A 22,111-nucleotide genomic window follows, 5' to 3' on the forward strand; every position below is an offset into this window, starting at 1 on the left:
CGTTACTTCACGATCGGCTGCACGTACAGAATCGTGTCTCCGAGGTTCAACGTGTAGGACGCGGCGTCCTGATAACCGTGCGCTTCGCGGTGCAGCTCGAGCGCAGGCACGACCTTGAAGTAGCCGACTACGAACGACGCCGGGTGCTTCCACGGAAACTCGACGACGAGGCTCGGCGCGGCGGGAATCGTCCGCTGCCGCAGCGAGGAGTCGAGCGCCGCGAGCTTCGCGGCGTCTCCGTCTCCGATCGCCCAGCCGATCTCGTTCGGCTCGCGCGCGCCAGCGGGGTAGAAGAGATCGAGCGGCTGGCGCTGCGTGATGCCCGCCGCATCGAGTGCGCGCGCGATCTCGTCCGTGATCGCGCCGACTTGTTGGGGATCGGCGCCGATCATCGTGCGATAGACGAAGCGATGGGGGCCGACTTCGCGTTCCTCGACCGCGATGCGCGCGAACGCGCCCAGCCATGCCGCCGCGCCGAGCACGGCCGCGAGCACGAGCAGGAACACGATGACCAGGATGCGAAGCATGCGCCGGGCCTCCACGCTGGCATCCTCTCACGCTCGCGGCGCGAAATCGCGCGGGCATAATCGCGCGATGCGTCTCTCCCTTCGCCGTCTCGCGCGCACATTCGTCACGGGCTCGGTCGCCGCGCTGCCGCTGGTCGCGACCGTCTCGATCCTCACGTGGACCATCGGCTTCGTGTTCGCGTGGCTCGGGCCCGACAGCTTGGTCGGCGGTGCGCTCGGCCAACTCGGCATCGCGATCGGCGGCTCGCGGCTCGCGGGCTACGCGCTCGGCATCGCGCTGATGCTGCTCGCGATCCTCGCGCTCGGCCTCGTGGTCGAGCGCGGCGCGCAGGCGGGCCTCGAAGCCGCGGTCGAGAGCGTGGTGCAGCGCATTCCGATCGTGCGCAACGTCTACGACACGATCGAGCGCTTCGTGGAGATGCTCTCGCGGCGCGATCAAGAGGGCCTGCTCTCGATGAGCCCCGTGTGGTGCCACTTCGGCGGCCCCGGCGGCGCGACGGTGTTGGGGCTGCTCTCGACCCCGGAGCCGGTGCCGATCGGCGGCAAACTGTTTCGCGCCGTGCTGATCCCGACCGCCCCCGTGCCGATAGGCGGCGCGCTGATCTACGTGCCCGACGAGTGGGTCACGCCCGCGAACGTCGGCATGGAGGCGCTCACGAGCGTGTACGTCTCGATGGGTGTCACCTCGGCGCAGTACCTCGGCGGCGGCCAGAAGAAGTGAACGGCGACGACGCAAGCGGAGCGCGCAGCGAGCCGCAGGCGAGTGAAGCAGCACGCAGCGACCGCCGGATCGCACTGCGGCTCGGCGTGCTCGTAGCCGTGGTGCTGGCGCTCTTCCATCGCGGGCACTTCATGTCGACCGACGAGCTCGGGGTGTTCTTTCAGGCGAAGTCGATCTCCGAGGATTTCTCGCTGGCCGTTCCGCCGCGCGTTCACATGGCGTTCCGCGGCCGCGACGTGCGCAGCTACAGCCAGTACGTCGTCGGGCAGTCGCTGCTCGCCGCGCCGTTCTACGCCGCGGGTGATCTCGTCGATCCGCTCCTCACGCCCCGGATGCGCGCGACCCTGGCGGGGCCGATCGGGCGGCAGAGCTGGCTCGGGGAGCCGCCCGTCGGATCGAGCGCGTTCAGCGTGCTGTTCTATCCGCCGATCGTCGCCGGCGCGCTCGCGGGACTCTTCTTCCTGTTCGAGCGCCGACTCGGCGCGTCGCAGGGGAGCGCGCTCGCTGCCGCGCTCGCGCTCGCGCTGTGTACGCACATGGCGCTGATGGGCACGTTGTTCCTGCAGCACGGCACCGAGACGCTGCTCGCGCTCGCTGCGTTCTATTTCTGGCATCGCTTCCGCGCGTCCGGCTCTCCGCGCGACTTGTTATGGGGCGCAGCCTGCGCGGCGTTCATCTTCAACGTGCGGGCGGCGGGCGCGCTGAACGGGCTCGCGCTCGGCGGCTATCTCGCGTTCGTGCTCGCGGAGCGCTTCCGCCGCGAGCGCGACGTCGCGCGCCTCGTGCGCAGCCTTGCGCTCGCGGCGGCCCCGCTCGCGGCGTCCGCGGCGTTCTATGTCGCGATGAACTGGCTCAAGTGGGGCTCGCTGCTCGAGTCGCCGCAGATGCTGGAACGCAGCACGCTCGGCAGCGACCCCCGGCGCGCGCTGCTCGGCTTTCTCGCGAGCCCTGGCATGAGCGTGTTCCTCTACACGCCGCTGCTCGCGCTCGCGCCGCTCGGCCTCGCGCGCCTCTGGCGCACACAGCGCGTCGAAGTGGTCACGGTGATCGCGCTGTTCGCGACGACGCTCGGGCTCTACTCCACGTACGAGCTCTGGACGGGGCTCTTCTCGTGTCCCGGGCCGCGGTACCTCGTCACGCCGATGGTGTTCGCGCTGCTCGGCCTCGGGCCCTGGCTCGACCACGCGCGGAGCTTGGCAGCACACGCGACTTTCGCTGGGCTCGCGGCTGCGGGCGCCGTCGCGCAGCTCGCGTCGATCTGTGTTTCGTGGGCGCGCCTGACGACCGGCGGCGCGTGGGCGACCTGGCAGCCGCCGTTCGGCTTCGTGTTCGAGTGGCACGCTGCACCCTTGCCGCTCGCGCTCTCGCGCTTGTTCGACCCCACGTTCGCGGACGTGTGGCTCGCGCGCGTGGCGCTCGGCTGGCCGGGCTTTCCGGGCCGCCCGCTCTTCGCGGCGGCGGCGTTCGCGCTTTGGGCGCTCGCCTTCGCGGCGAGCCTCGCGTGGCTGCGACGCGGGCTCACGCAGGCGGACGCGCCTCGCTAGGCGCGCGGGCCGCCGTCGCGACGGCGAATGCCGAGCATGCTGTAGACGAACGACGCGAGGATCGTCTGCACGCCCACGGCGACGAGCACGCCGCCCACGATGCTCGGGCGCAGCACGGCGGCGGCGTCGGGGATCTCCCAGCCCGACTGCGCCCAAGACCACACCTGGCCTGCGAGCAGCGCGCCGCCCACGAGCGTCGCGAGCGCGCCGGCAGCGAGGCCGCGCTCGAGCGTGAGAAACGCGAACGAGCGCTCGAGCCGCGGCGCCGGAGGCCCGAGCTCCTCCACCAGCGCGAAGATGCGCATCGCGAAGGCGGTGGTGATCGCGGCGTAGCCGGTCGAGATCAGCACGCTGCCGACCAGCATGCGATTCACGGCGCGCGCCGGACCGCCCGCGGCCACGTCGTCGAACCAGCCCGCCAGCATCAGCGCCGTCCCTAACAACACGAACGCGGCGCCCGGCGCCATCAGCGTCCAGCGCGGCGAGAGCGTGAGCAGGAAGCGCAAGTGGCGCCAGCCGTCGCGCCAGGTCCGCAAATGCGGCGGACGCCCGCGGCCATCGGGGCGCAGCGTCACCGGCGCCTCCGCGACCCGCAGCTTCCTCACGCCGGCCTTCACCACCATCTCGCTCGCGAACTCCATGCCGGTCGTGCGCAGCTCCATCGCCTGATACGCGCGCTTGGTGAGTGCGCGCAGGCCGCAGTGGAAGTCGGAGATCGGCACGCGGAAGAAGCGGCGGCCGACGAACGAGAGCATGGGATTGCCGAGGTAGCGATGGAGGAACGGCATCGCGCCGGGCTCGATGCGGCACCGGAAGCGCGATCCCATCGCGAGGTCGGCGCCATCGCGCAGCTTCGCGAGCAGGCGCGGCGCCTCGCGGAAGTCGTAGGAGAGGTCGCTGTCGCCCATCACGAGGTAGTCCCCGCGCGCGGCGTCGAAGCCCGCCATGAGCGCCGCGCCGTAGCCGCGCTGGGTGGCGTGCACGACGCGCGCGCCCGCGGCTTCCGCGATCGCCTGCGAGCCGTCGCTCGAGCCGTTGTCGGCGACCACGATCTCGGCGTCGAGGCCGTGCTCGCGGATGCACGCCTGCACCTCGCGAATGCAGGCTTCGAGCGTGCGCGCCTCGTTCAGGCACGGCAGCACGAACGAGACGAGGGCGCGCGCTTCCGACACGTCCCCATTATGTCGCCGCGGGGCACCCACGCGTGGCAAAGAACGCAAGCGGAGCGCGCAGCGAGGCGAAGCCGAGCGAAGGCGGCAAGGATGAAGCAATGAGCTCGCAGCTCGAAGGCGACGCACGCGCGCGGGTCGAAGACGACGAGCGCGCGTTCTTCGCGCGCTACTACGCCGAGCAGCAATACAACGCGCTCGGCTGGCGGCTGCGCATGCGGCGCGACCTGCGCGTGCTGCTGGCGGCAGCGGGCGAGAAGGGCCCCGGGCGCGTGCTCTCGATCGGCTGCGGCGACGGCGCGTTCGAGCTGCTGCTCGCGCAGCACGCCGAGCACGTCGTCGCGCTCGATCTCTCGCCCGAGGCGATCGCCGTGGCGCAGCGCGCGCAGGCGCGGGACGGAGTGCGCAACGTCGAGTTCCGCTGCATGTCGTTCCGCGACCTCGCATGGAGCGAGCGCTTCGACACGATCGTGTGCCTCGCATTCCTGCATCACGTCGCCGAGGCGGAGCTGCCGGGCTTCCTGCGCGACTGCGTGGCGCACCTCGAGCCGGGCGGGCTCTTCTTCTCGCAGGACCCCAACGTGAACGGCGCGCTCCGCGCAGTCGGCCGCGTGTTGTTAGGCCGCAAGTACCACGCGTTTCACACGCCCGACGAGCGCGAGCTCGATCCCGACGCGACGCGACGGCAACTGCAGGGCGCCGGCCTCGAGGGCGTCGCGCTGCGCCACGTCGATCTCACGCTGATCCCCGCGTCCTACGTGCTGAAGCGCGGCCCCGATTTCGCGCTGCGCGTGCTCAGCTGGATCGACCGCGCGTGGTGCGCGACGCCTCTCGCGCCTTGGGCCAGCGGATTCGCCGCGTGGGGGCGACGGCCTCGTTAGCGCGGTGCTACTGCGGCGTTTGCGGATAGATCTTCGCGCGCTCGCGCTCCGGCAGCAGTGGATCGAGGATTACGCGCCGCTTCGCGGCATCCGCAGGGAAAGCCTCCGCGGAGCTCGGGAAGCGCAGCCGCGTGTACTTCCCCGTCGCCCACAGCGCGAGCTGGTCCGCGTAGTGCGGGCTCGCGGGGTCGCCGCTCTGGCCGCCGGGGTAAGCGCCCACGCTCCGGTCGAGAGCGCCGAGGTCGACGACCTGGCGCCAAGATGCTCCGCTCGAGACCGCGCCGCCTTTGCCGCCGGGGTTGAGCGTGAACGGCCCGCCGCGCAGCTCGGGCGCTGGGCTGCTCGCCGTAACAACTGGTGAGAGCTGTTCCGCCGCGAAGCGGTTGCGCGCGCCCCAGCGCCAGGTCGCGACGTCGGGGCCGAGCTCGCGCGAGAGCTCGCGCACGGCGGCGCGGAACGTGGAGAACATCAGCTCGTCGCGGCTCTCGCGCTGCGGCGTCGTCCGATCGTCGAACCAGATCGCGTGCGGCTTCTCGCGCGTGATGTACTCGAGCACCTCGAGCGCGGGCTCGCGCTCGTTGTCGCCGCTGTAGCCCCAGCTGCCCGCGGGCTGCACGATTCCGCGCGAGCGCCACTCGTCGTCCCAGACGGCGTCGCGGTACAGCGCGAACCAGCGGTTCCAAATCGTGCCCGCCACCGTGTCGGGCGTGAACTCGAAGCGCCACCCGCGCAGCGCCTCGCGCGCGGCGATCTCCGTGCTCTCAGTAGGAGGCGTCTCTTCGAGCACCGCGAGCAGCACCGGCGTGAACACTTCCGCGGCGAGATCGTGCGCATCGAGCTGGAAGGCGCGCATCTCCGCGACCGTAAGCGCCCCGCCGCGCGCGAGCAGCTCGTGGATGCGGCGCGTGCGATAGCTCGGGTCCCACATCCAGCCGAGGTAGTGCGGGTAGCCCACCGGCGCGGGCCGGCCGTTCGCGCTCGCGAGCCAGCCGCGCGCGGGATTGATCGAGAGCGGCATCGCATCGCGCGGGACGAGGCCCACCCAGTCGTACTCGCCGCTCGCGCCGTCGACGGGCACGCGGCCGTGACCGCGCGCGCGCAGCGGGAGATCGCCCCACGGCGCCATCGCGATGTTCCCCTCGATGTCGGCGTAAGCGACGTTCATCGGCGGCGTGTCGAGCACGCGCATCGCCTCGATGAAGTCGCGTAGGCCGCGGGCGTTGTTGAGGCGCGCGATCGCGAGTGCCTCGCGCGTCGGGCGCAGCCCGGTCCACGCGATCGCCACGACCTTCTCGCCCACCTCCAGCGTCGGTCCGTGCACGGTGCTGCGAATGGTGAGCGTGACGGGCGCCTCCCCGCGCACGTGGATCAGCTCGCTGCGCGCCTCGAACTCTTTCCACGCGCCGCGGTGGCGGTACTGGTTCGGGTTCGCGGGGTTGACGGTCTCGACGAAGTAGTCGACCGCATCCGCCTGCATGTTGGTGAAGCCCCAAGCGATGCGGTCGTTGTGTCCGAGCGTGACGAAGGGTTGGCCGGGGAAGGTCACGCCGATCACGTTCAGTCCGGGCGCGACGATGTGCGCCGTGTACCAGAGCGACGGCAGGGTGAAGCCGAGGTGGGGATCGTTCGCGAGCAGCGGCTTGCCGCTCTGCGTGAGTGCGCCCGAGACGACCCAGTTGTTACTGCCGAACGCGCCGCCGCGATCGTCGCGCGCGGCGGCCGCGAGCCGCGCGATCAGCGCGCTCGACTCCTGCGCATCGACGCGGCCGCCGCTGCGCGCGGCGAGCGCCGCGACATCGGCGGAGACTTCGCGCCGCGCAGCTTCGAGAGAGCGGCGCGCGCCTTCTTCGATCGCGCCGTCCGCCGGAATCGTGGGGAGCTCGTAGGGGCGATCGAGCGGCCACAGCTCGCCCACCGCTTCCGCGCCGAGCTTCTCGACCATCATGCCGAGCCAGAGGTCGGCGTCGCTGCCGCTCTGGTCCCAGCCCATGTACTTGCTGAACGCTGCGCTGTCGCCCGGCGTCCACGGCGCGGGCGTCGCGCCGAGCGCCTTGAATTCCGCAGGGAGCCCGTCGCTGCCGAGCTCGCTCAGCTTCGCGTTCACGCCCTCCGCGTAGGCCCCGAGCCAGCGCGGCACGTCCGGGCCCGCGAGACCGCTCGCGAGGGCTTCCTCCGCCGTGCGCCGGATCCCGAGCCGGCGCACGAGCTTGTCGGACTCGAGCCCGTCCGGGCCGATCAGCTCCGCGAGCGTTCCCGACGCGCGCCGCCGTAACAACTCCATCTGCCACAGCCGCTCGCCCGCGTGCAGCCAGCCGAGCGCGCGGTAGGCGTCCTCGGGGCTCCTCGCGTAGATGTGCGGCACGTCGTGCGCGTCGAACACGATCTCGACGCGACCGCTCGCGGCGGAGAAGTGCAGCGACTGCACGGGGGGCGCCTCCGCGAACGCCGCCGTCGCCGCGAGCGAGACGAGGCAGAGGGCGAGCACTGCAGCGAGCGATGGCATGAGCGTCTCCTGGGAGCGCGACTGTATGCGAGTCGTGCGCTCGCGAACTCGGATCGCACCGGAAGAAATCCCTGAGAGCGGAGGCGCCTGGACTGATTCGCGCGCGGCGTCCATAAACTGTCGCGATGCGCTCACTCCGAATCGCCTGCGCCGTGCTCGCCGCGTTTGCCGGCTCGTCTCTCGCCGCCGCAGATCCTGCGGCGGACCGGGACGAAGCGAGCCAGTTGCTCGCGGAGCTCGTCGCGATCGACACCACTCAGGCGGGCAGCACCGGCCCGGCGGTCGATCGCATCGCCTCGTACTTGCGCGCGGCCGGCTTCCGCGACGAGGAGCTGCTCGTGCTGGGCCCGCGGCCGGACCGCATGAACCTCGTGGTGCGCTTGCCAAGCGCGCGGCGGGCGCAAGCGAAGCCGATCGTGTTCATGGCGCACCTAGACGTCGTGGAGGCGAATGCGCGCGAGTGGTCGACGCCGCCGTTCACGCTCACCGAAAGGGACGGCTTTTATTACGGGCGCGGCGCCGTCGACATCAAGAACGAGGTCGCCGACCTGGTCGCGAATTTCGCGCGGCTGCGGCGCGAGGGCTTCGTGCCGAAGCGAGATCTTCTGCTGGCGCTCACCGCGGACGAGGAGGAGGGCGACGCGAACGGCGTGGCGTGGCTGCTCGCGAACCGGCCCGACCTGATGGACGTGGCCTATGCGATCAATCTCGACGCCGGCGGGCTCCATCAGCAGCGCGGGCGCTTCGTGCGCATGCCGATTCAAACTGCCGAGAAGCTCTACTTGTTGTTCCGGATCGAAGCGACGAGCCTCGGGGGCCACGGCTCGCTGCCGACGCGCGAGAACGCGATCTACCGCCTCGGCGCTGCGCTCGCGCGGCTCGACGGCATCGAGTTTCCCGCGCGCATCACCGCGACGACGCGCCCGTACCTCGAGCAGCTCGCGGAGAGCGAGACGGGCGAGCTCGGTGCGGCGCTGCGCGGCGTGCTCGCCGAGCCGCCGGACGCGGCGGGGCTCGCGAAGCTGAGCGCGATCCCGTTCTACAACGGCACGCTGCGCTCGGTGTGCACGCCGACGCTGATCGCGGGCGGGCACGCCGAGAACGCGCTGCCCGAGCGCGCGACCGCGACGCTCCAGTGCCGCCTGATGCCCGAAGATGATCCCGCGGAGATCGAGCGTCGCATCGTGGAGCGCATCGCCGACCCGCTCGTGCGCGTGACGCGCGGCGGGGGCGAGCTCGTCGTGGCCCCAGCGTCCGAACCGAACCCACGCCTCTTCGCTCACGTCGCCGCCGTCTCGCGCGAGTTCTGGCCCGGCGTGCCGGCGGTGCCGCTGATGGACCCGTGGATGAGCGACGCCGCCTACACGCGCCGCGCGGGAATTCCCACCTACGGTATGTCGGGCATGTACTTCGACATCGACGACTACCGCGCCCACGGCAAGGACGAGCGCATCGCGGTGGAGGCGTTCGAGCAGGGGCTCGAGTTCACGCGCCGCTTGTTGTTGCGCCTCGGCCGCGATGCCCGCTGACTTCACGCTCGCCTACGTGCGCGTGTTCGTGCGCGATTTCGACCGCGCCGTCTCCTTCTACACGGACGCGCTCGGGATGAAGCTCGCGCAGCGCAGCGACGAGTTCGGCTGGGCCGAGCTCGCGACGGGCGATGCGAAGCTCGCGCTAGAGCGCGTTGCGCCCAGCGACGCGGAAGGCGAGGCGCTCGTCGGCCGCTTCGTCGGCGTGTCGCTCGCAGTGGCGGACGTCGAGGCGACCTACGCGCGTCTGCGCGAACGCGGCGTCGCGTTCGAGGCGCCGCCCGAGCACATGCCGTGGGGCGGCGTGCTCGCGCACTTCCGCGATCCCGACGGCAACGTGCTCACGCTCGTGAGCGCGGCTAGTTCGCGCTGAGCCGCTTCTCCAGCGCGTCCAGCTCCGCGTTCAGCTCGCGCGGCATGCGCGCGCCGAAGCTGGCGTAGTACTCGCGGATCAGCGGCACTTCGTTCGCCCAGCCCTCGCGGTCGACGGCGAGCAGCTCGTTCATGTCGTCTTCGTCGAGTGCGAGCCCGCCGAGGTCGATGTCGCTCGCGCGCGGCACCACGCCGATCGGCGTCTCGACGCCGTGCGCCTTGCCGGCGCAGCGCTCGAACACCCATTTCAGCACGCGGCCGTTGTCGCCGAAGCCGGGCCACAGGAACTCGCCGGCGGCGTTCTTGCGGAACCAGTTCACGTAGTAGACGCGCGGCATCTTCGCGCCTTGAGCGCGGCCCATCTTCAGCCAGTGCGCCCAATAACTCGCCATGTTGTATCCGCAGAACGGAAGCATGGCCATCGGATCGCGGCGCAGGTTGCCGACCTTGCCGGCCTGCGCGGCCGTCGTCTCGCTCGAGATGATCGAGCCGAGGAACGTGCCGTGCTGCCAGTCGCGCGCTTCGTGCACGAGCGGCACCACCGTCGCGCGGCGGCCGCCGAACAGGATCGCGCTGATCGGCACGCCGTTCGGGTCTTCCCACTCTTTCGCGATCACCGGGCACTGGCTCGCGGGCGCGGTGAAGCGCGCGTTCGGGTGCGCGGCGGGCGTCTTCGACTCGGGCGTCCAGTGCTTGCCCTGCCAGTCGATCAGGTGAGCGGGCCTTTTGCTCATCTGCTCCCACCAGATGTCGCCGTCGTCCGTCTTGCCGACGTTCGTGAAGATCACGTTGCCGTGAAGCCCGCGCATCGCGTTCGGGTTCGACTGCATGCTCGTGCCGGGCGCGACGCCGAAGAAGCCGGCCTCGGGATTGATCGCGTAGAGCTGGCCGTCCTTGCCGAACTTCATCCACGCGATGTCGTCGCCGACCGTCTCCACCTTCCAGCCCGAGATCGTCGGCTCGAGCATCGCGAGATTGGTCTTGCCGCACGCGCTCGGGAACGCGGCGGCGACGTACTTCACCTCATTCGCGGGCGACGTGAGCTTCAGGATCAGCATGTGCTCGGCGAGCCAACCCTCGTCGCGCGCCATCGTCGAGGCGATGCGCAGCGCGAAGCACTTCTTGCCGAGCAGCGCGTTGCCGCCGTAGCCCGAGCCGAACGACCAGATCTCGCGCGTCTCCGGGAAGTGCACGATGTACTTGTTGTCGGCGTTGCACGGCCACGCCACGTCCTGCTGCCAGGGCTGGAGCGGGGCGCCGACGCTGTGCAGGCACGGCACGAACTCGCCGTTCTCACCGAGCACGTCGAGCACCTTCTTCCCCATGCGCGTCATGATGCGCATGTTCGCCACCACGTACGGCGAATCGCTGAGCTCGACGCCGATGTGCGCGATGTGCGAGCCGAGCGGGCCCATCGAGAAGGGCACGACGTACATCGTGCGGCCGCGCATCGCGCCGCGGAAGAGCCCCGTCAGCGTGGCGCGCATCTCGGCGGGAGCGCGCCAGTTGTTATTCGGGCCGGCGTCTTCCTGATTCTCCGAGCACACGAACGTGCGGTCTTCGACGCGCGCCACGTCCGCGGGGTCCGACAGCACGAGATAGGAGTTGGGGCGCTTCTGCTCGTTCAGCTTCTGGGCGGTTCCGCTCGCGACCATCAGGCGGAACATTTCGTCGTACTCGGCCTGCGAACCGTCGCACCAGTGGATCGAATCGGGCTGGGTGAGGGCTGCCACCTCTTGCACCCAGGCGAGGAGCTTCTGGTTACGCGTCGGAGCCGTCGTGCCCATGTCGATTCGTCGCCTTTCCGAAATGCGCGATCTCTGGGTATCGGGCGCCAAGCTCCGATCCCAAAGCCGGTGGACGTGAAGACTGAGTGACCGCGGGAGGCCCGGCCGTAACGGCCGATCACCCCCGGCGCCCAGCTCGAGCGGCATCCGCCGTCGCCGGGGGGTGGAGATTTGCACAATTGCCGCGAGGGGAAACGCGGAATTTTGCGTTCGATTTACCGGCGCGGCCTTTCGCAGCGCCCGCCGTCGGATTTGCTCTCTCCCATACGCGCGGCCTGCTGCCGCGCAGGGGAGAAACGAAATGGCACGGCGTTTGGTCGTTCTCGGAATGGGCTTTGCGGTCGCGGTCTTGGCGCTTGGCTGCGCAATGAAGGAGTCGGCCCCGGTGAGCGAGCGGCGTTTGCCCTCGCCCCAGGCGGAAGCGGCGCCGGCGGACGAGCTCTCGCGGAGCGAGATGGAGTCGGCGCCTGCGCCCGCCGGGCGGCGGCGAGACGCGAAGGCCGCTCGGCAAGCGCCCGAGGCGGCGGCAGACAGCGCGGTGGAGTCGATCGTGGTGACCGCGCATCGCCGCGAAGAATCGATCCAGGAAGTGCCGATCGCGGTGGAGTCGTCCGGCCTCGAGTTCGCGGTCCCGTCGCCCTCGATCGCCGCGCAGCCCGAGCTCGACACGGAGGGCTACGCGCGCATCGACGAGAGCGATTTCCGCGCGGCGGCGACCGCGCCGCTCTCCACGTTCTCGATCGACGTCGACACCGCGTCCTACGCGAACGTGCGCCGCTTCCTCACGAGCGGCGAGCTGCCTCCCGCCGACGCGGTGCGCATCGAGGAGCTCGTGAACTACTTCCCGTACGAGTACGAACGCCCGCAGCGCGCGCCCTTCGCGGTGCACGTGGACGTGACGGAGGCGCCGTGGCGCCCCGAGCACAAGCTCGTGCGCATCGCGCTCGCAGCGCGCGAGATCCCGCAAGCCGAGCGGCCCGCGAGCAACCTCGTGTTCCTGATCGACGTCTCGGGCTCGATGCAGGACGAGAACAAGCTGCCGCTCGTGAAGCGCGCGCTGTCGTTGTTGGCCGAGCAGCTCGGCGAGCGCGATCGCGTCGCGATCGTGGTGTACGCCGGCGCGGCGGGTGTCGTGCTCGAGCCGGTGCGCGGCGATCAGCGGCATGCGATCACGCGCGCCATCGAGCAGCTCGAAGCCGGCGGCTCGACCAACGGCGGGCAGGGCATCGAGCGCGCCTACGCGCTCGCGCGTGCGGGGCATCGCGCGGGCGTGGCGAGCCGCGTCGTGCTCGCGACCGACGGCGACTTCAACGTCGGCGTCACCAGCGAGGGCGAGCTCACGCGCCTGATCGAGCGCGAGGCGAAGTCGGGCGTGTTCCTGAGCGTGCTCGGCTTCGGCATGGGGAATTATCAGGACGCGACGCTCGAGCAGCTCGCGGACCGCGGCAACGGCAACTACGCGTACGTCGACACGCTCGCGGAAGCGCGCAAGGCGCTCGTCGAGCAGATGACCGGCACGCTGCTCACGGTCGCGAAGGACGTGAAGATTCAGGTCGAGTGGAACCCTGCGCAGGTCGGCGAGTACCGACTGCTCGGCTACGAGAACCGCGCGCTGCGCGATGAAGACTTCCTCGACGACGCGAAGGACGCGGGCGAGATCGGCGCGGGCCACACCGTGACCGCGCTCTACGAAGTCGCGCCGCCGGGCTCGGGGACGAAGGGCGGGAAGGTCGAGCCGCTGAAGTACCAGACGCGGCGCGCGCCGAGCGACGCCGCCTTCGGCGGCGAGCTCGCGACGGTGAAGCTGCGCTGGAAGGCGCCCGACGCGGAGGCGAGCGACGGCTTCGCGGTGACGGTGGACAGCGCAGTGACGCCGCTCGCGCGCGCACCCGAGGACGCGCGCTTCGCCGCCTCGGTCGCCGCATTCGGCATGCTGCTGCGCGCCAGCGAGCACCGCGGCGGCGCGACCTGGGCGGACACGATCGCGCTCGCCGAGAGCGCGCTCGGCCGCGACGCGCAGGGCTACCGCGCCGAGTTCGTGGCGCTCGTCCGCCGCGCGCAGGCGCTCAGCGCCCAGCACGCGCGCGCGAACTGACGGCTGAGCGCGAGTCGGCGCGAAGCGACCTCCGTAACGCCAGCGTCAGACGCGGGCGTGGCGATCGCGAAACCGCGCGCGGGCGCTGCGGTTCCAGGGTCTGACGCCGCATCTCGGGTGTGCGCCCGGGAGGGCGCGCGTCTACGGTCGCGCGCATCTCAGGAGGGTTCGCATGCGTCGCCTTCACGTGCCCGCAGCGCTCGTCGTGCTCGTGTTCGCTTCGGCCTCGTTCGCCGCGGGCGGTGGTGGCGGCGGAGGCGGGGGCGGCGGCTTCGGTGGCGGGAGCTCGCCGCAGGAGATCGCGCTGGGGCATTTCGAAGCCGGCGAGAAGGCGCGCAAGCAGGCGCTCGATCTCTTCGTCGAGGCGCAGGCCGCGACCGACCCGAAGGCGCGCGCGAAGGCGGTCGAGAGCGCGAACGCGAAGCTGAAGCGCGCGCAGCGCTCCTACAAGGAGGCGACGCGCGCGGATGGCCGCGCGTTCTACGCGTGGAACGGCATTGGCTTCTGCCAGCGCATGCTCGGTGACAACGAGGCGGCGCTCGCTTCGTATGACAAGGCGCTGAAGATCGAGCCGGGCTTCCCGCAGGCGGTCGAGTACCGCGGCGAGGCGTACATGAATCTCGGCAAGCTCGACGAGGCGAAGGCGGCGTACATGGATTTGTTCGCCCGCGAGCGCGCGCTCGCCGACATGCTGCTGAAGAAGATGCAGGCGTGGGTCGCTGCGGCGAAGCAGAACTCGCAGACGCCCGGCGCACAGGCGCGCCTCGACGAGTTCGCGAAGTGGGTCGACGAGCGCGCGGCGCTCGCCCAGGAGACCGCGAGCCTCGCGGCGCCCGGCTCGGGAGCCGAGATCGCGAGCTGGTAGGCGCACCGCTCGCGCGCCGCTCGCTCGCGTGAACCGCTGGTTGTTAGGGGCGGTCGCGCTGCTGCTGTGCGCGCACGCGCAAGCCGAAGCTGCCTGGCGCTGGCAGATGCCGCCCGGGATGCCCGCGCCACGGGTTCCAGCGGACAACCCCATGTCCGCGCGCAAAGTGGAGCTCGGGCGCCGGCTCTTCTACGACACGCGCCTATCGTCGACCGGCGCCTACTCCTGCGCGTCGTGCCACCAGCAGGCGCGCGCGTTCACCGATGGCCGCGCGCGCGCGCTCGGCGCCACGGGCGAGCTGCACCCGCGCAGCGCGATGTCGCTCGCGAACGTCGCCTACAACGCGCGCTTCGGCTGGGAGGATCCGGACACCGCATCGCTCGAAGCGCAGGCCGCGATCCCCATGCTCAACACCGCGCCGATCGAGCTCGGCGTCGCGGGGAACGAGGCGCGCATCCTCGCCGCGCTGCAGCGGGATCGCTTCTACGCGCGCGAGTTTCCGCGCGTGTTTCCTGAGTCACGGCGCGGACTTCGGCTCGAACACGTGCAGAAAGCGCTCGCCGCGTTCGAGCGCACCCTGATCTCCGGCAGCTCCGCGTACGACCGTGCCGTGTACGGGGACGACGCCAGCGCGCTCTCGCCACTCGCGCGCCGCGGCCTGCGCCTCTTCACCTCGCCCGAGCTCGCGTGCAGCTCGTGCCACGGAGGGCCAGCGTTCGCGGGCGACGGCGCGAGCTTCCACCACAACGGCCTCACGCCTCCCGCGGCGCTCGCCGGATTGTTCGCGCGCACGCGGCGGCCGGATGACGCGGGCAGGTTCCGCGCGCCCGGGCTGCGCAACATCGCGCTGACCGCGCCTTACATGCACGACGGCCGCCTGGCGACGCTGCGCGAAGTGATCGCGCACTACGCGAGCGGCGGCGTGCACGCGCCGCAGCAGAGCGAGCGCGTGCGCGGCTTCACGCTGCGCGAGGGCGATGCGGATGCGCTCGTCGCGTTCCTCGAAGCGCTCACGGACGAAGCGTTCGTGCGCGATCCGCGCTTTGCGGACCCGTTTGTGATCGCGGGCGATCGCCGCGCGCGCTGACCGCTCAGCGCTTGCGCTTCGACCATTCCACGATGCCTTGCACGATCTCCCAGATCGTTCCGACCTGATCGATCACCTGCGCGATCGGCGTGACGGGATCGACCGCCGCGGCGGCGCGCATCGGGTCGTTCATCATGTTGTCGACGGTCTTGCGGAACTCGCGAAAGCTGCGGTCGAACGAAGCCGCGGCCTGCTTCGCGCGCTTGACACCGGCCGGCAAGTCGGCCGTCGACTGGAACGAGGCGGGCCTCCCGGGAGAGATCTTGCGGGGCGGGCGGCCGATGCCGGTGGCGCGCAGCGCGCTCGCCTCGCTCTCGAGCTTCGCGAGCGAGTCGAGCAGCTTCTTCGCTTGACCCGCGACGTCGACCTGCACGTCGAGCAAGGCGCTCGGGACTTGCTGCCACGACGCCGCGCTGTCGTTGAGCATCCGGCAATGCCCCGCGAGTGCGCCTAGCTGCGCTTCGATCGCCGGCAGCCGCTTGCGGACGTTTTGTAAGCGCACCTGGTCGACGTGCTTGGCCATCGCGTTCTCCGTGCTCCGGTTCTGCGCGATCATCGCACGATGAACGCCGCACAAGGCCCGCTCTCGGGCCAGCTCGTCCTCGACCTCGGCCAGGTTTATCAGGGTCCGTATGCGGGCTTGCTGTTCGCGCAGGCCGGCGCGCGCGTGATCAAGATCGAGCCGCCGAGCGGCGAGCCGCTGCGCGCGCGCGAGCTGACCGGGCGCAAGACGCTGCCCGCGATGGCGACGCTCAACCAGCACAAGCGCGGCATCACGCTCAACCTGAAGCACCCGCGCGGCCGCGAGTTGTTATTGGCGCTGGCGGGCAAGGCCGACGTGCTGATCGAGAACTACGCGCCCGGCGTGATGGATCGCCTCGGAGTGGGCGCCGCCGTGCTGATGGCCGCGAACCCGCGCCTGATCTACGCGACGGGCACCGGCTACGGGTTGTCAGGCCCCGATCGCGATCATCTCGCACTCGACTTCACGGTGCAGGCGGCTTCGGGCGCGATGAGCGTGACCGGCTTTCCCGATGGTCCGCCCGTGAAGGCGGGGCCTACGTGGATCGACTTCCTCTCCGGCACGCACGTCTACGCCGGCGTGATGACCGCGCTCTTCGAGCGCGAGCGCACGGGCCGCGGGCGGCTCGTCGAGGTCGCGATGCTCGACGCCGCGATTCACACCGTCGCCTCACAGCTCGAGTGGGTCTACGACAAGGGCGAGGCGCCGCCGCGCGTCGGCAACCAGCAGGGCAGCTTCATGCTCGCGCCGTACAACGCGTATGCCACGAAGGACGGCGGCTTCATCGTGCTGCTCTGCCTCACGGAGCCGCACTGGAAGAACCTGTGCGAAGCGATGGGGCGACCGGAGCTCGCCCCCGACGAGCGCTACCGCACGACGCCGCGGCGCGTGAAGCGGCGCGATGAGGTGGACGCGCTCGTCGGCGCGTGGTGCGCGCAGCACACGCGCGACGAGGCTGCCGCGCTGCTCGCCGCCGCGAAGGTGCCGAGCGCGCCCGTGCGCGACGTGCGCGAAGCGCTTCACCGCGAGCACCTCCACGAGCGCGGCGCGCTCGAGTGGTACGAGCACCCGAGCCTCGGCCGCATCGCGCTGCCGCAGAGCCCGCTCCGCCTCCACGGCGCGCCCGCTGTGCGCGGCGCGCGCAACCCGAACCTCGGCGAGCACAACGCGCAGGTGTACGGGGAGTTGTTGGGGATGAGAGCGGAGGAGGTAAAGGCGCTGCGCGCCGAGGGCGCGATCTGAGGCCAGCGCCCTTGAATCTACGACGACGGCGAGCCGCGCCGTGGGACCCGACGCAGGAGGCACGGTGCGAGCGCGCTCGCTGCCAACGCCAGCAGGGAAACTGTGCTCGCCTCCGGCGTGGGAACGAGCGCAATCGTCGTCGAGATCGTGAAGTTGGACTGCGTGCGACGGCGCTCCGCGAAGAAGAGGTCGAAGTCGTAAGAGTTTCCCGGCGTGATGCCGAGCAGCGCCTGCACGGCCGGATTGGAGAGGTCGATCGTCGCTGTGCGTGGCAGGTGAACGCCGCCGACATCGACCGCCAGCACGCCGTTGATGAAGAGCCACAGATCGTCGTCACCGGTAAACGTGAAGACCTCGTCGCCCAGGAAGCCGAACGTCGTGTGGATCTCGTAGGTGAAGTGGTAGTTGTGGGAGAACCCTTGATCGCCGAACAGCATCCCGTCGATCGGGAAGAAGAAGTTGTTGCTGTACACGAACACGCGCGGGTCGGAGGAGGAAGAGTTGTCCAGCGTGATCGTGAGAGGCGCGCTCGTGTTGACGCCGGCAGTGTCCCGATACCACTGATCGAAGTTCGCCCGCCCCGACGTGGTCGGATTAGGCAGGCTCCCGCCGACGTACACGGGCTTCCCGTCCGTGCCGAGGGTCGTCGCCACGATCCCGGGATCGAAGCCGGTCCACGACACCTCGAAGTCGGGATGCGCGGAGCAAACGTTCGGAATCGCCGTCCAGCAGAAGTCTCGGATCGTCCCGGTGAGGGCGATCGTCGCAGCACCGGCCGGGGTACCCAGGAGTGCCAAGGCGGCGAACGCGGCCACGGGCCATCGCTGCGCCATAGGAGGATCCTCCCTCCGTGTAGTGGTCGCAATCGAGGTTGCGTGTCACGGGTTGCTGCGATTCCGCCCGGCCCGTCCCAGTGGACCTCACGGACCACTGGCACAAGGGACCTTCTGCCTCGGAGCGCAGGTACCGCATCGCACGTGTTAGGGGCAGTTGCGCCAGTGCAGTCCGTTTGGGTCAGCGCGCTTTACTGCGGCTCGCCTTCACCTCGCGGAACGGAATCTCGCGGTCGATCTCCGGCTCCTTCGGCAGACCGAGCACGCGCTCGCCGATGATGTTGCGCTGGATCTGGTCCGTGCCGCCGCCGATCGACGTGAAGTATGCGTTCAGCGTGAGGAAGTTCGCGTCCTCCGCGCGCGGATGCTGCGGGCCCTCGAACAGGCTGCGCGCGCCGAGAATCGCGGTGCGCACGCGCGCCTCTTCGTGAAGGATGCGGCTCATCGCGAGCTTGCCGAGGCTGACGACGGGCGACGAGGTGCCCTGCGCGAGGTCCGCCTTGGCGCGTAGCGAGTTGAGCGCATTCAGCTTCTTGTACGCGATCGCCTGCGCGATCTGCTGGCGCAGCGCGGCGTCGCCGAGCACGCCGGCCTCGCGCGCGAGCGCGATCAGCGGCTCTTCCTTCGTCGCTTCGGGAACGCCGCTGCGCGGGCCGCGCGCGTCGTCACCCATTACGGAGCGCTCGTAGGCGAGGGCGGTCTGCAGCACGCCCCAGCCGTGGTTCAGCGGGCCGAGCAGGTTCTCTGCCGGGATTCGCGCGTTCGTGAGGAACACCTCGTTGAAGTGGCTCTCGTTCGTGATCTGCCGCAGCGGGCGCACTTCGACGCCCGGCTGCTTCATCGGGCAGAAGAAGAAGCTGATGCCGCGGTGCTTCGGCGCATCCCAGTCAGTGCGCGCGATCAGCATTCCGTAGTCCGCGGTCGCCGCGCCGGACGTCCACACTTTCTGGCCGTTCACGACGAAGTCGTCGCCGTCGCGATCGGCGCGCGTGCGAATGCCCGCAAGGTCGGAGCCGGCGCCGGGCTCGGAGTAGAGCAGGCACATCGCGACGCTGCTCTTCAGCAGCGCGGGCACGATCTTCTGCCGGAACGCGGGCGACGCGTGGGCGAGGGCGGTGTTCGCCCACAGGTTCGTGCGGTCTTGGCCCGTGCCGGGCGCGCCGACGGCGGCGAACTCGCGCTCGACGATGCGCGCCTGGTCGTCGCTGAGGCCGCGCCCGTACCACTCGGCCGACCAACGTGGCGCAGCCCAGCGCGCCTCGACCACGAGCGAGAGCCACGCCTTGTGCTCGGGCGAAAGCGTCCAGTCGCCACTCGCCCCGCGCTGCGGCTTCGGCAGCCCCTTCCAATTCGCGGCGAGCCAAGCGCGCACTTCGTCGCGCAGGGCGGAGTCGGAGATCGCGGCGGTCGACATGCTCAGGCTCCCAGCGCCGCGAGGTAGCGCTCTCGGTGGGCGGATGGGCTCCCGAAGAGCTGGGCGCCCGAGCGCGCGCGTCGTAAGTAGAGATGGGCGGGGTTCTCCCACGTGAACGCGATGCCGCCGTGCATCTGGATGCTCGTGGCGGCGACCTGCGTGAACGCGTCCGCGCACGCGAACGCCGCGAGCGGGACGGCGGCGCGCGCCTCAGCGGAACCGGCGGCGAGCTGCTCCGCAGCGGAGCGCGCGGCGGAAACCGCGCTCTCGGCTTCCAATAACAAGTCGGCGGCCATGTGCTTCACGGCCTGGAACGAGCCGATCGCGCGGCCGAATTGGAAGCGGTTCTTCGCGTACTCGACCGTGAGCTCGAGGCAGCGCCGCGAGCCGCCGGCCTGCTCGCCTGCGAGCGCCACCAGCGCGAGGTCGAGCGCGGCCTCGGCCGCGCGCCAGCCGTCGCCGGCGATCCTGCGGCCCGGCGCGCCGTCGAACGCGATGCGCGCGAGGCGCAGTGTGTGGTCGAACGTGGGCAGCGCCGCGATCGCGACGCCGCGCGCGCGTGGATCCACCTCGTAGATCGCGACGTCATCGCGCTCGCGCGCGAGCACCAGCAGCACGTCCGCGTTCTGCGCGTGCAGCACGTAGCTCGCGACTCCGCTGAGCGCCTCGCCCGCGGCCGTCACCGAGACGCCGTCGCGCGTCCACGTCCCGGCATCGCCCGTCAGCGCGGCGGTCGCGATCGTCGCGCCGCTTGCGATGCCGGGCAGAAGGCGCGCCTGCGCGGCCTCGTCTCCCGAAGCGCGCAGCAGCTCGGCCGCGAGCACGCTCGATGCGAGCAGCGGTGCGCACAGCAGCGCAGCGCCCGCGAGCTCCATCACGGCTTCGAGCTCGACCGCGCCGGCGCCCGCGCCGCCGTGCGCCTCGTCGACCACGAGCCCGGCGACGCCCATGTCGGCGAGCTGTTTCCAGAGCGCGCGGTCGTAGCCCGCCGGCGTCGCCATGGTGCGCCGCACGCTCGCCTCGCTGCTCTCCGTCGCGAGCAAGCGGCTCACGGCTTCGAGCAAGGCGGCTCGTTGATCGGCGGGCAAAGTCGTCACGTCGCTCTCCTCGATTCGGGCCCGCGCATCGGTACCGCGTCAGCGGCGCGCCATCACCTCGGTCGCGAACTCCCGTAACAACTCGCGTGCGTTCGCCATGGGCGGCAGCAGCGTTACCTCGCGCAGGCCGGCGGCCTCGTGTTGTTTCAGCATGGCGAGGATCTCGTCGGGGGAGCCGACCAGGCCGCCGCTCGCGCGGATCACCTCGGGCGTGATGAAGCGGCGCTCTTCGGGCACGAGGTAGGTGCAGTGGCCCTCGTGTACGCGCAGGTGCATGCGCGCGCGCGGGATGCCGAGGCCCTTCAGGTACGCGAGGTACTGGTCCCAGGTGTCGCGCGCCTCGTTCGGGATGAAGCGGTCGCTGCCCGATTGCTCCGCGAGCTCCCACCAGAAGTGCAGCGTCGCGCTCGCCATCGAGCCCACCGCGTCGATCACGCGCTCGCTCTTCAGCGTCTCGCCGGGGCGCAGCACGCACGAGAACGTGAGCGCGGCGGTGTGGAAGTCATTCGGAAGCGCGCGCCCGACCTTGGCGGCGCCATCCTTCATCGCACCGAGGCTGCGGCGCATGTGGTCGCTCGCCTCCGCGCCCGCGGAGATGCGGCCGTCGCCGTAAGCGCCCGCCGCGGCGAGCGCGAGCGGGCCATTCGCCGCGACCCAGATCGGAATCTCGTGCGCGACGTCGACGAAGCCGAGCTCGCGGTGCAGCAGCTTGATCGCGCGCGTCTCGCCGCCGTGCGTGTACTCCACCTCCTCGCCGCGCAGCAGGCCGCGCACGACGCGCAGGTAGTCGCGGAATTCGCGCGGCTTCACGGGATCGAAGCCCATCACGCGCATCGCGGTGTGGCCCGTCCCGATGCCGAGGAACACGCGGCCCGGCGCGATGCGGTTGATCGAGGCGATCGAGTGCGCGGTGACCGGCGCGCTGCGCGTGCCCGCGACCGCGACGCCGGTGCCGAGCTTGATGCGCGAGGTGTGGTGCGCTGCGAGCGCGAGCACGGCATAACAATCGGACCAGATCATCTGCGAATCCGGCACCCAGCCGTGGTCGTAGCCGAGCTGCTCCGCGTACTGCAGCAGCTGCCAGTCGTCGATCTTGGTGGCGACCATCGCGCCGAATTTCATGGGGACTCCTGTTAGGGACTCTCCGGCAGCGCTGCCTGACACGACGAGCAGCGCCGCTCGGTGGCGGCAGCGTAGTCCGAGTTCGCGTAGGGCAGGTGGCACTGCGCGCAGGCGCCGTCGTACGCACGGCCGGGCGTGACGCGCTGCGCATACGCGATACGCCCCGGCAGGGCGTTGCCGCAGCTCGGGCACGCCGCAGCGCCGCTCGCGAACTGCGCGCCGCACTTCCAGCAAGCGAACACGTCGCGCGAGAAGATCGCGCGCACGCCGCCGATGCCGCGCAGCGAAAGCGAGAGCACGCCGAGCAGCGCGAGCACGAGCAGCGCGCCGAGGTTCGCGAGCGCGCGCAGAAAGCCGCGGTGCTCCGGCACGGCGCGCCAGCGCGTTCCACACGCTTCGCACGCGAGCCGGTGGCGCCCGATCGTGAACGGCAGCGGCACGGTGAGCATCGAGAACGCGCGCAGCCGGCGGTCGAGCTGATTCGCGGGAACGCCTTCGGCGCCGCACTTCGGGCAGCGCGCCGCCTCGTCGAGTGGTTCGGGCGAATCGCTCGCCTCGAACGCGGCGCTCTCCTCGGGCGGCGCAGCCAGCACGTCACGCGCGGCCGCGGCCTGCTCTGCCGCGACGAGCACCTTCACACCGCCGAGCGCGCTCGCCATCTGCCAATCGAGGCCGACGAGGTGCTGGTCCGCGACGTGCGCCTCGATGCCCGCAGACTCGAGCAGTGCGCGCGCGAGCTCGGCCTCATGCAGATAGGTGAAGCTCGCGACGCGTTCGAGCGGCATCGTTCACCTCACGGG

At 70.8% G+C, this 22,111-nt stretch carries 19 protein-coding genes; 9 read left to right on the forward strand and 10 right to left on the reverse strand.

Translation table 11 applies throughout. The annotated features are described in order from the left end of the window. Positions 1-2: 2 nt before the first annotated feature. Positions 3-527 (reverse strand): hypothetical protein, encoded by a 525-nt coding sequence (locus tag FJ091_09205; protein MBM4383532.1) that lies wholly within the window; start codon positions 525-527, stop codon positions 3-5. Positions 528-594: 67 nt separating this feature from the next. On the opposite strand from FJ091_09205, the gene FJ091_09210 reads away from it, so the two are divergent. Further along, the gene (locus FJ091_09210) at positions 595-1,248 is read left to right on the forward strand and encodes a DUF502 domain-containing protein (protein MBM4383533.1); all 654 of its coding nucleotides are present in this window, start codon (positions 595-597) and stop codon (positions 1,246-1,248) included. Further along, complete coding sequence (locus FJ091_09215; protein ID MBM4383534.1) at positions 1,245-2,792, forward strand: glycosyltransferase family 39 protein; 1,548 nt, start codon at positions 1,245-1,247, stop codon at positions 2,790-2,792. Before FJ091_09210 ends, FJ091_09215 begins: the two co-directional genes overlap by 4 nt. Here the strand turns inward: FJ091_09215 and FJ091_09220 are convergent. Next, a complete protein-coding gene (locus FJ091_09220; GenBank protein ID MBM4383535.1) occupies positions 2,789-3,994 on the reverse strand; it encodes a glycosyltransferase family 2 protein in 1,206 nt (401 codons plus the stop codon). The genes FJ091_09215 and FJ091_09220 overlap by 4 nt on opposite strands. Positions 3,995-4,062: 68 nt before the next feature. Between FJ091_09220 and FJ091_09225 the strand changes: the two genes are divergently transcribed. Then, complete coding sequence (locus FJ091_09225; GenBank protein MBM4383536.1) at positions 4,063-4,842, forward strand: class I SAM-dependent methyltransferase; 780 nt, start codon at positions 4,063-4,065, stop codon at positions 4,840-4,842. Between the two features lie 7 nt (positions 4,843-4,849). On the opposite strand, the gene FJ091_09230 is transcribed toward FJ091_09225, so the two are convergent. Next, positions 4,850-7,345 (reverse strand): penicillin acylase family protein, encoded by a 2,496-nt coding sequence (locus tag FJ091_09230; GenBank protein ID MBM4383537.1) that lies wholly within the window; start codon positions 7,343-7,345, stop codon positions 4,850-4,852. Between the two features lie 125 nt (positions 7,346-7,470). On the opposite strand from FJ091_09230, the gene FJ091_09235 reads away from it, so the two are divergent. Beyond that, complete coding sequence (locus tag FJ091_09235; GenBank protein MBM4383538.1) at positions 7,471-8,874, forward strand: M20/M25/M40 family metallo-hydrolase; 1,404 nt, start codon at positions 7,471-7,473, stop codon at positions 8,872-8,874. Then, complete coding sequence (locus tag FJ091_09240; protein ID MBM4383539.1) at positions 8,864-9,247, forward strand: VOC family protein; 384 nt, start codon at positions 8,864-8,866, stop codon at positions 9,245-9,247. Before FJ091_09235 ends, FJ091_09240 begins: the two co-directional genes overlap by 11 nt. Here the strand turns inward: FJ091_09240 and FJ091_09245 are convergent. Beyond that, complete coding sequence (locus FJ091_09245) at positions 9,234-11,033, reverse strand: phosphoenolpyruvate carboxykinase (GTP) (GenBank protein ID MBM4383540.1); 1,800 nt, start codon at positions 11,031-11,033, stop codon at positions 9,234-9,236. The two genes, FJ091_09240 and FJ091_09245, sit on opposite strands and share 14 nt — an antisense overlap. A 454-nt stretch (positions 11,034-11,487) precedes the next feature. Between FJ091_09245 and FJ091_09250 the strand changes: the two genes are divergently transcribed. From FJ091_09250 to FJ091_09260, 3 genes are all read left to right on the forward strand, one after another. Beyond that, positions 11,488-13,128 (forward strand): VWA domain-containing protein, encoded by a 1,641-nt coding sequence (locus FJ091_09250; GenBank protein ID MBM4383541.1) that lies wholly within the window; start codon positions 11,488-11,490, stop codon positions 13,126-13,128. Between the two features lie 172 nt (positions 13,129-13,300). Then, positions 13,301-13,993 (forward strand): tetratricopeptide repeat protein, encoded by a 693-nt coding sequence (locus FJ091_09255; GenBank protein MBM4383542.1) that lies wholly within the window; start codon positions 13,301-13,303, stop codon positions 13,991-13,993. A gap of 28 nt (positions 13,994-14,021) precedes the next feature. After that, positions 14,022-15,080, forward strand: a complete 1,059-nt coding sequence (locus tag FJ091_09260; protein MBM4383543.1) for a c-type cytochrome — start codon at positions 14,022-14,024, stop codon at positions 15,078-15,080. A gap of 4 nt (positions 15,081-15,084) precedes the next feature. On the opposite strand, the gene FJ091_09265 is transcribed toward FJ091_09260, so the two are convergent. Then, complete coding sequence (locus FJ091_09265) at positions 15,085-15,603, reverse strand: hypothetical protein (GenBank protein MBM4383544.1); 519 nt, start codon at positions 15,601-15,603, stop codon at positions 15,085-15,087. A 39-nt stretch (positions 15,604-15,642) separates the two neighbouring features. Between FJ091_09265 and FJ091_09270 the strand changes: the two genes are divergently transcribed. Beyond that, the gene (locus tag FJ091_09270; GenBank protein MBM4383545.1) at positions 15,643-16,845 is read left to right on the forward strand and encodes a CoA transferase; all 1,203 of its coding nucleotides are present in this window, start codon (positions 15,643-15,645) and stop codon (positions 16,843-16,845) included. A 17-nt stretch (positions 16,846-16,862) separates the two neighbouring features. Here FJ091_09270 and FJ091_09275 read toward each other — a convergent pair whose 3' ends face one another. The 5 genes from FJ091_09275 to FJ091_09295 all read right to left on the reverse strand — a co-directional run bounded on the left by FJ091_09275 (position 16,863) and on the right by FJ091_09295 (position 22,096). Next, complete coding sequence (locus tag FJ091_09275) at positions 16,863-17,678, reverse strand: fibro-slime domain-containing protein (protein ID MBM4383546.1); 816 nt, start codon at positions 17,676-17,678, stop codon at positions 16,863-16,865. A 181-nt stretch (positions 17,679-17,859) separates the two neighbouring features. Continuing rightward, on the reverse strand, positions 17,860-19,092 hold the full coding sequence (locus tag FJ091_09280) for an acyl-CoA dehydrogenase family protein (protein MBM4383547.1): 1,233 nt from the start codon (positions 19,090-19,092) through the stop codon (positions 17,860-17,862). 2 nt (positions 19,093-19,094) lie between these two features. Next, positions 19,095-20,204 (reverse strand): acyl-CoA dehydrogenase family protein, encoded by a 1,110-nt coding sequence (locus FJ091_09285; protein ID MBM4383548.1) that lies wholly within the window; start codon positions 20,202-20,204, stop codon positions 19,095-19,097. Positions 20,205-20,228: 24 nt separating this feature from the next. Then, a complete protein-coding gene (locus tag FJ091_09290) occupies positions 20,229-21,311 on the reverse strand; it encodes an LLM class flavin-dependent oxidoreductase (protein ID MBM4383549.1) in 1,083 nt (360 codons plus the stop codon). Positions 21,312-21,322: 11 nt separating this feature from the next. Beyond that, on the reverse strand, positions 21,323-22,096 hold the full coding sequence (locus FJ091_09295; GenBank protein ID MBM4383550.1) for a DUF2007 domain-containing protein: 774 nt from the start codon (positions 22,094-22,096) through the stop codon (positions 21,323-21,325). Between the last annotated feature and the right edge of the window lie 15 nt (positions 22,097-22,111).

This window comes from Deltaproteobacteria bacterium (assembly GCA_016875395.1).
Taxonomy (GTDB): Bacteria; Myxococcota_A; UBA9160; order UBA9160; family UBA6930; genus VGRF01.

Bases quoted from the DNA above. Each gene is read 5' to 3' on its own strand.
- FJ091_09205 (MBM4383532.1), bottom strand. From the start codon at position 527: ATGCTTCGCATCCTGGTCATCGTGTTCCTGCTCGTGCTCGCGGCCGTG.
- FJ091_09210 (MBM4383533.1), top strand. From the start codon at position 595: ATGCGTCTCTCCCTTCGCCGTCTCGCGCGCACATTCGTCACGGGCTCG.
- FJ091_09225 (MBM4383536.1), top strand. From the start codon at position 4,063: ATGAGCTCGCAGCTCGAAGGCGACGCACGCGCGCGGGTCGAAGACGAC.
- FJ091_09230 (MBM4383537.1), bottom strand. From the start codon at position 7,345: ATGCCATCGCTCGCTGCAGTGCTCGCCCTCTGCCTCGTCTCGCTCGCG.
- FJ091_09235 (MBM4383538.1), top strand. From the start codon at position 7,471: ATGCGCTCACTCCGAATCGCCTGCGCCGTGCTCGCCGCGTTTGCCGGC.
- FJ091_09240 (MBM4383539.1), top strand. From the start codon at position 8,864: ATGCCCGCTGACTTCACGCTCGCCTACGTGCGCGTGTTCGTGCGCGAT.
- FJ091_09245 (MBM4383540.1), bottom strand. From the start codon at position 11,033: ATGGGCACGACGGCTCCGACGCGTAACCAGAAGCTCCTCGCCTGGGTG.
- FJ091_09250 (MBM4383541.1), top strand. From the start codon at position 11,488: ATGGAGTCGGCGCCTGCGCCCGCCGGGCGGCGGCGAGACGCGAAGGCC.
- FJ091_09255 (MBM4383542.1), top strand. From the start codon at position 13,301: ATGCGTCGCCTTCACGTGCCCGCAGCGCTCGTCGTGCTCGTGTTCGCT.
- FJ091_09265 (MBM4383544.1), bottom strand. From the start codon at position 15,603: ATGGCCAAGCACGTCGACCAGGTGCGCTTACAAAACGTCCGCAAGCGG.
- FJ091_09270 (MBM4383545.1), top strand. From the start codon at position 15,643: ATGAACGCCGCACAAGGCCCGCTCTCGGGCCAGCTCGTCCTCGACCTC.
- FJ091_09275 (MBM4383546.1), bottom strand. From the start codon at position 17,678: ATGGCGCAGCGATGGCCCGTGGCCGCGTTCGCCGCCTTGGCACTCCTG.
- FJ091_09280 (MBM4383547.1), bottom strand. From the start codon at position 19,092: ATGTCGACCGCCGCGATCTCCGACTCCGCCCTGCGCGACGAAGTGCGC.
- FJ091_09290 (MBM4383549.1), bottom strand. From the start codon at position 21,311: ATGAAATTCGGCGCGATGGTCGCCACCAAGATCGACGACTGGCAGCTG.
- FJ091_09295 (MBM4383550.1), bottom strand. From the start codon at position 22,096: ATGCCGCTCGAACGCGTCGCGAGCTTCACCTATCTGCATGAGGCCGAG.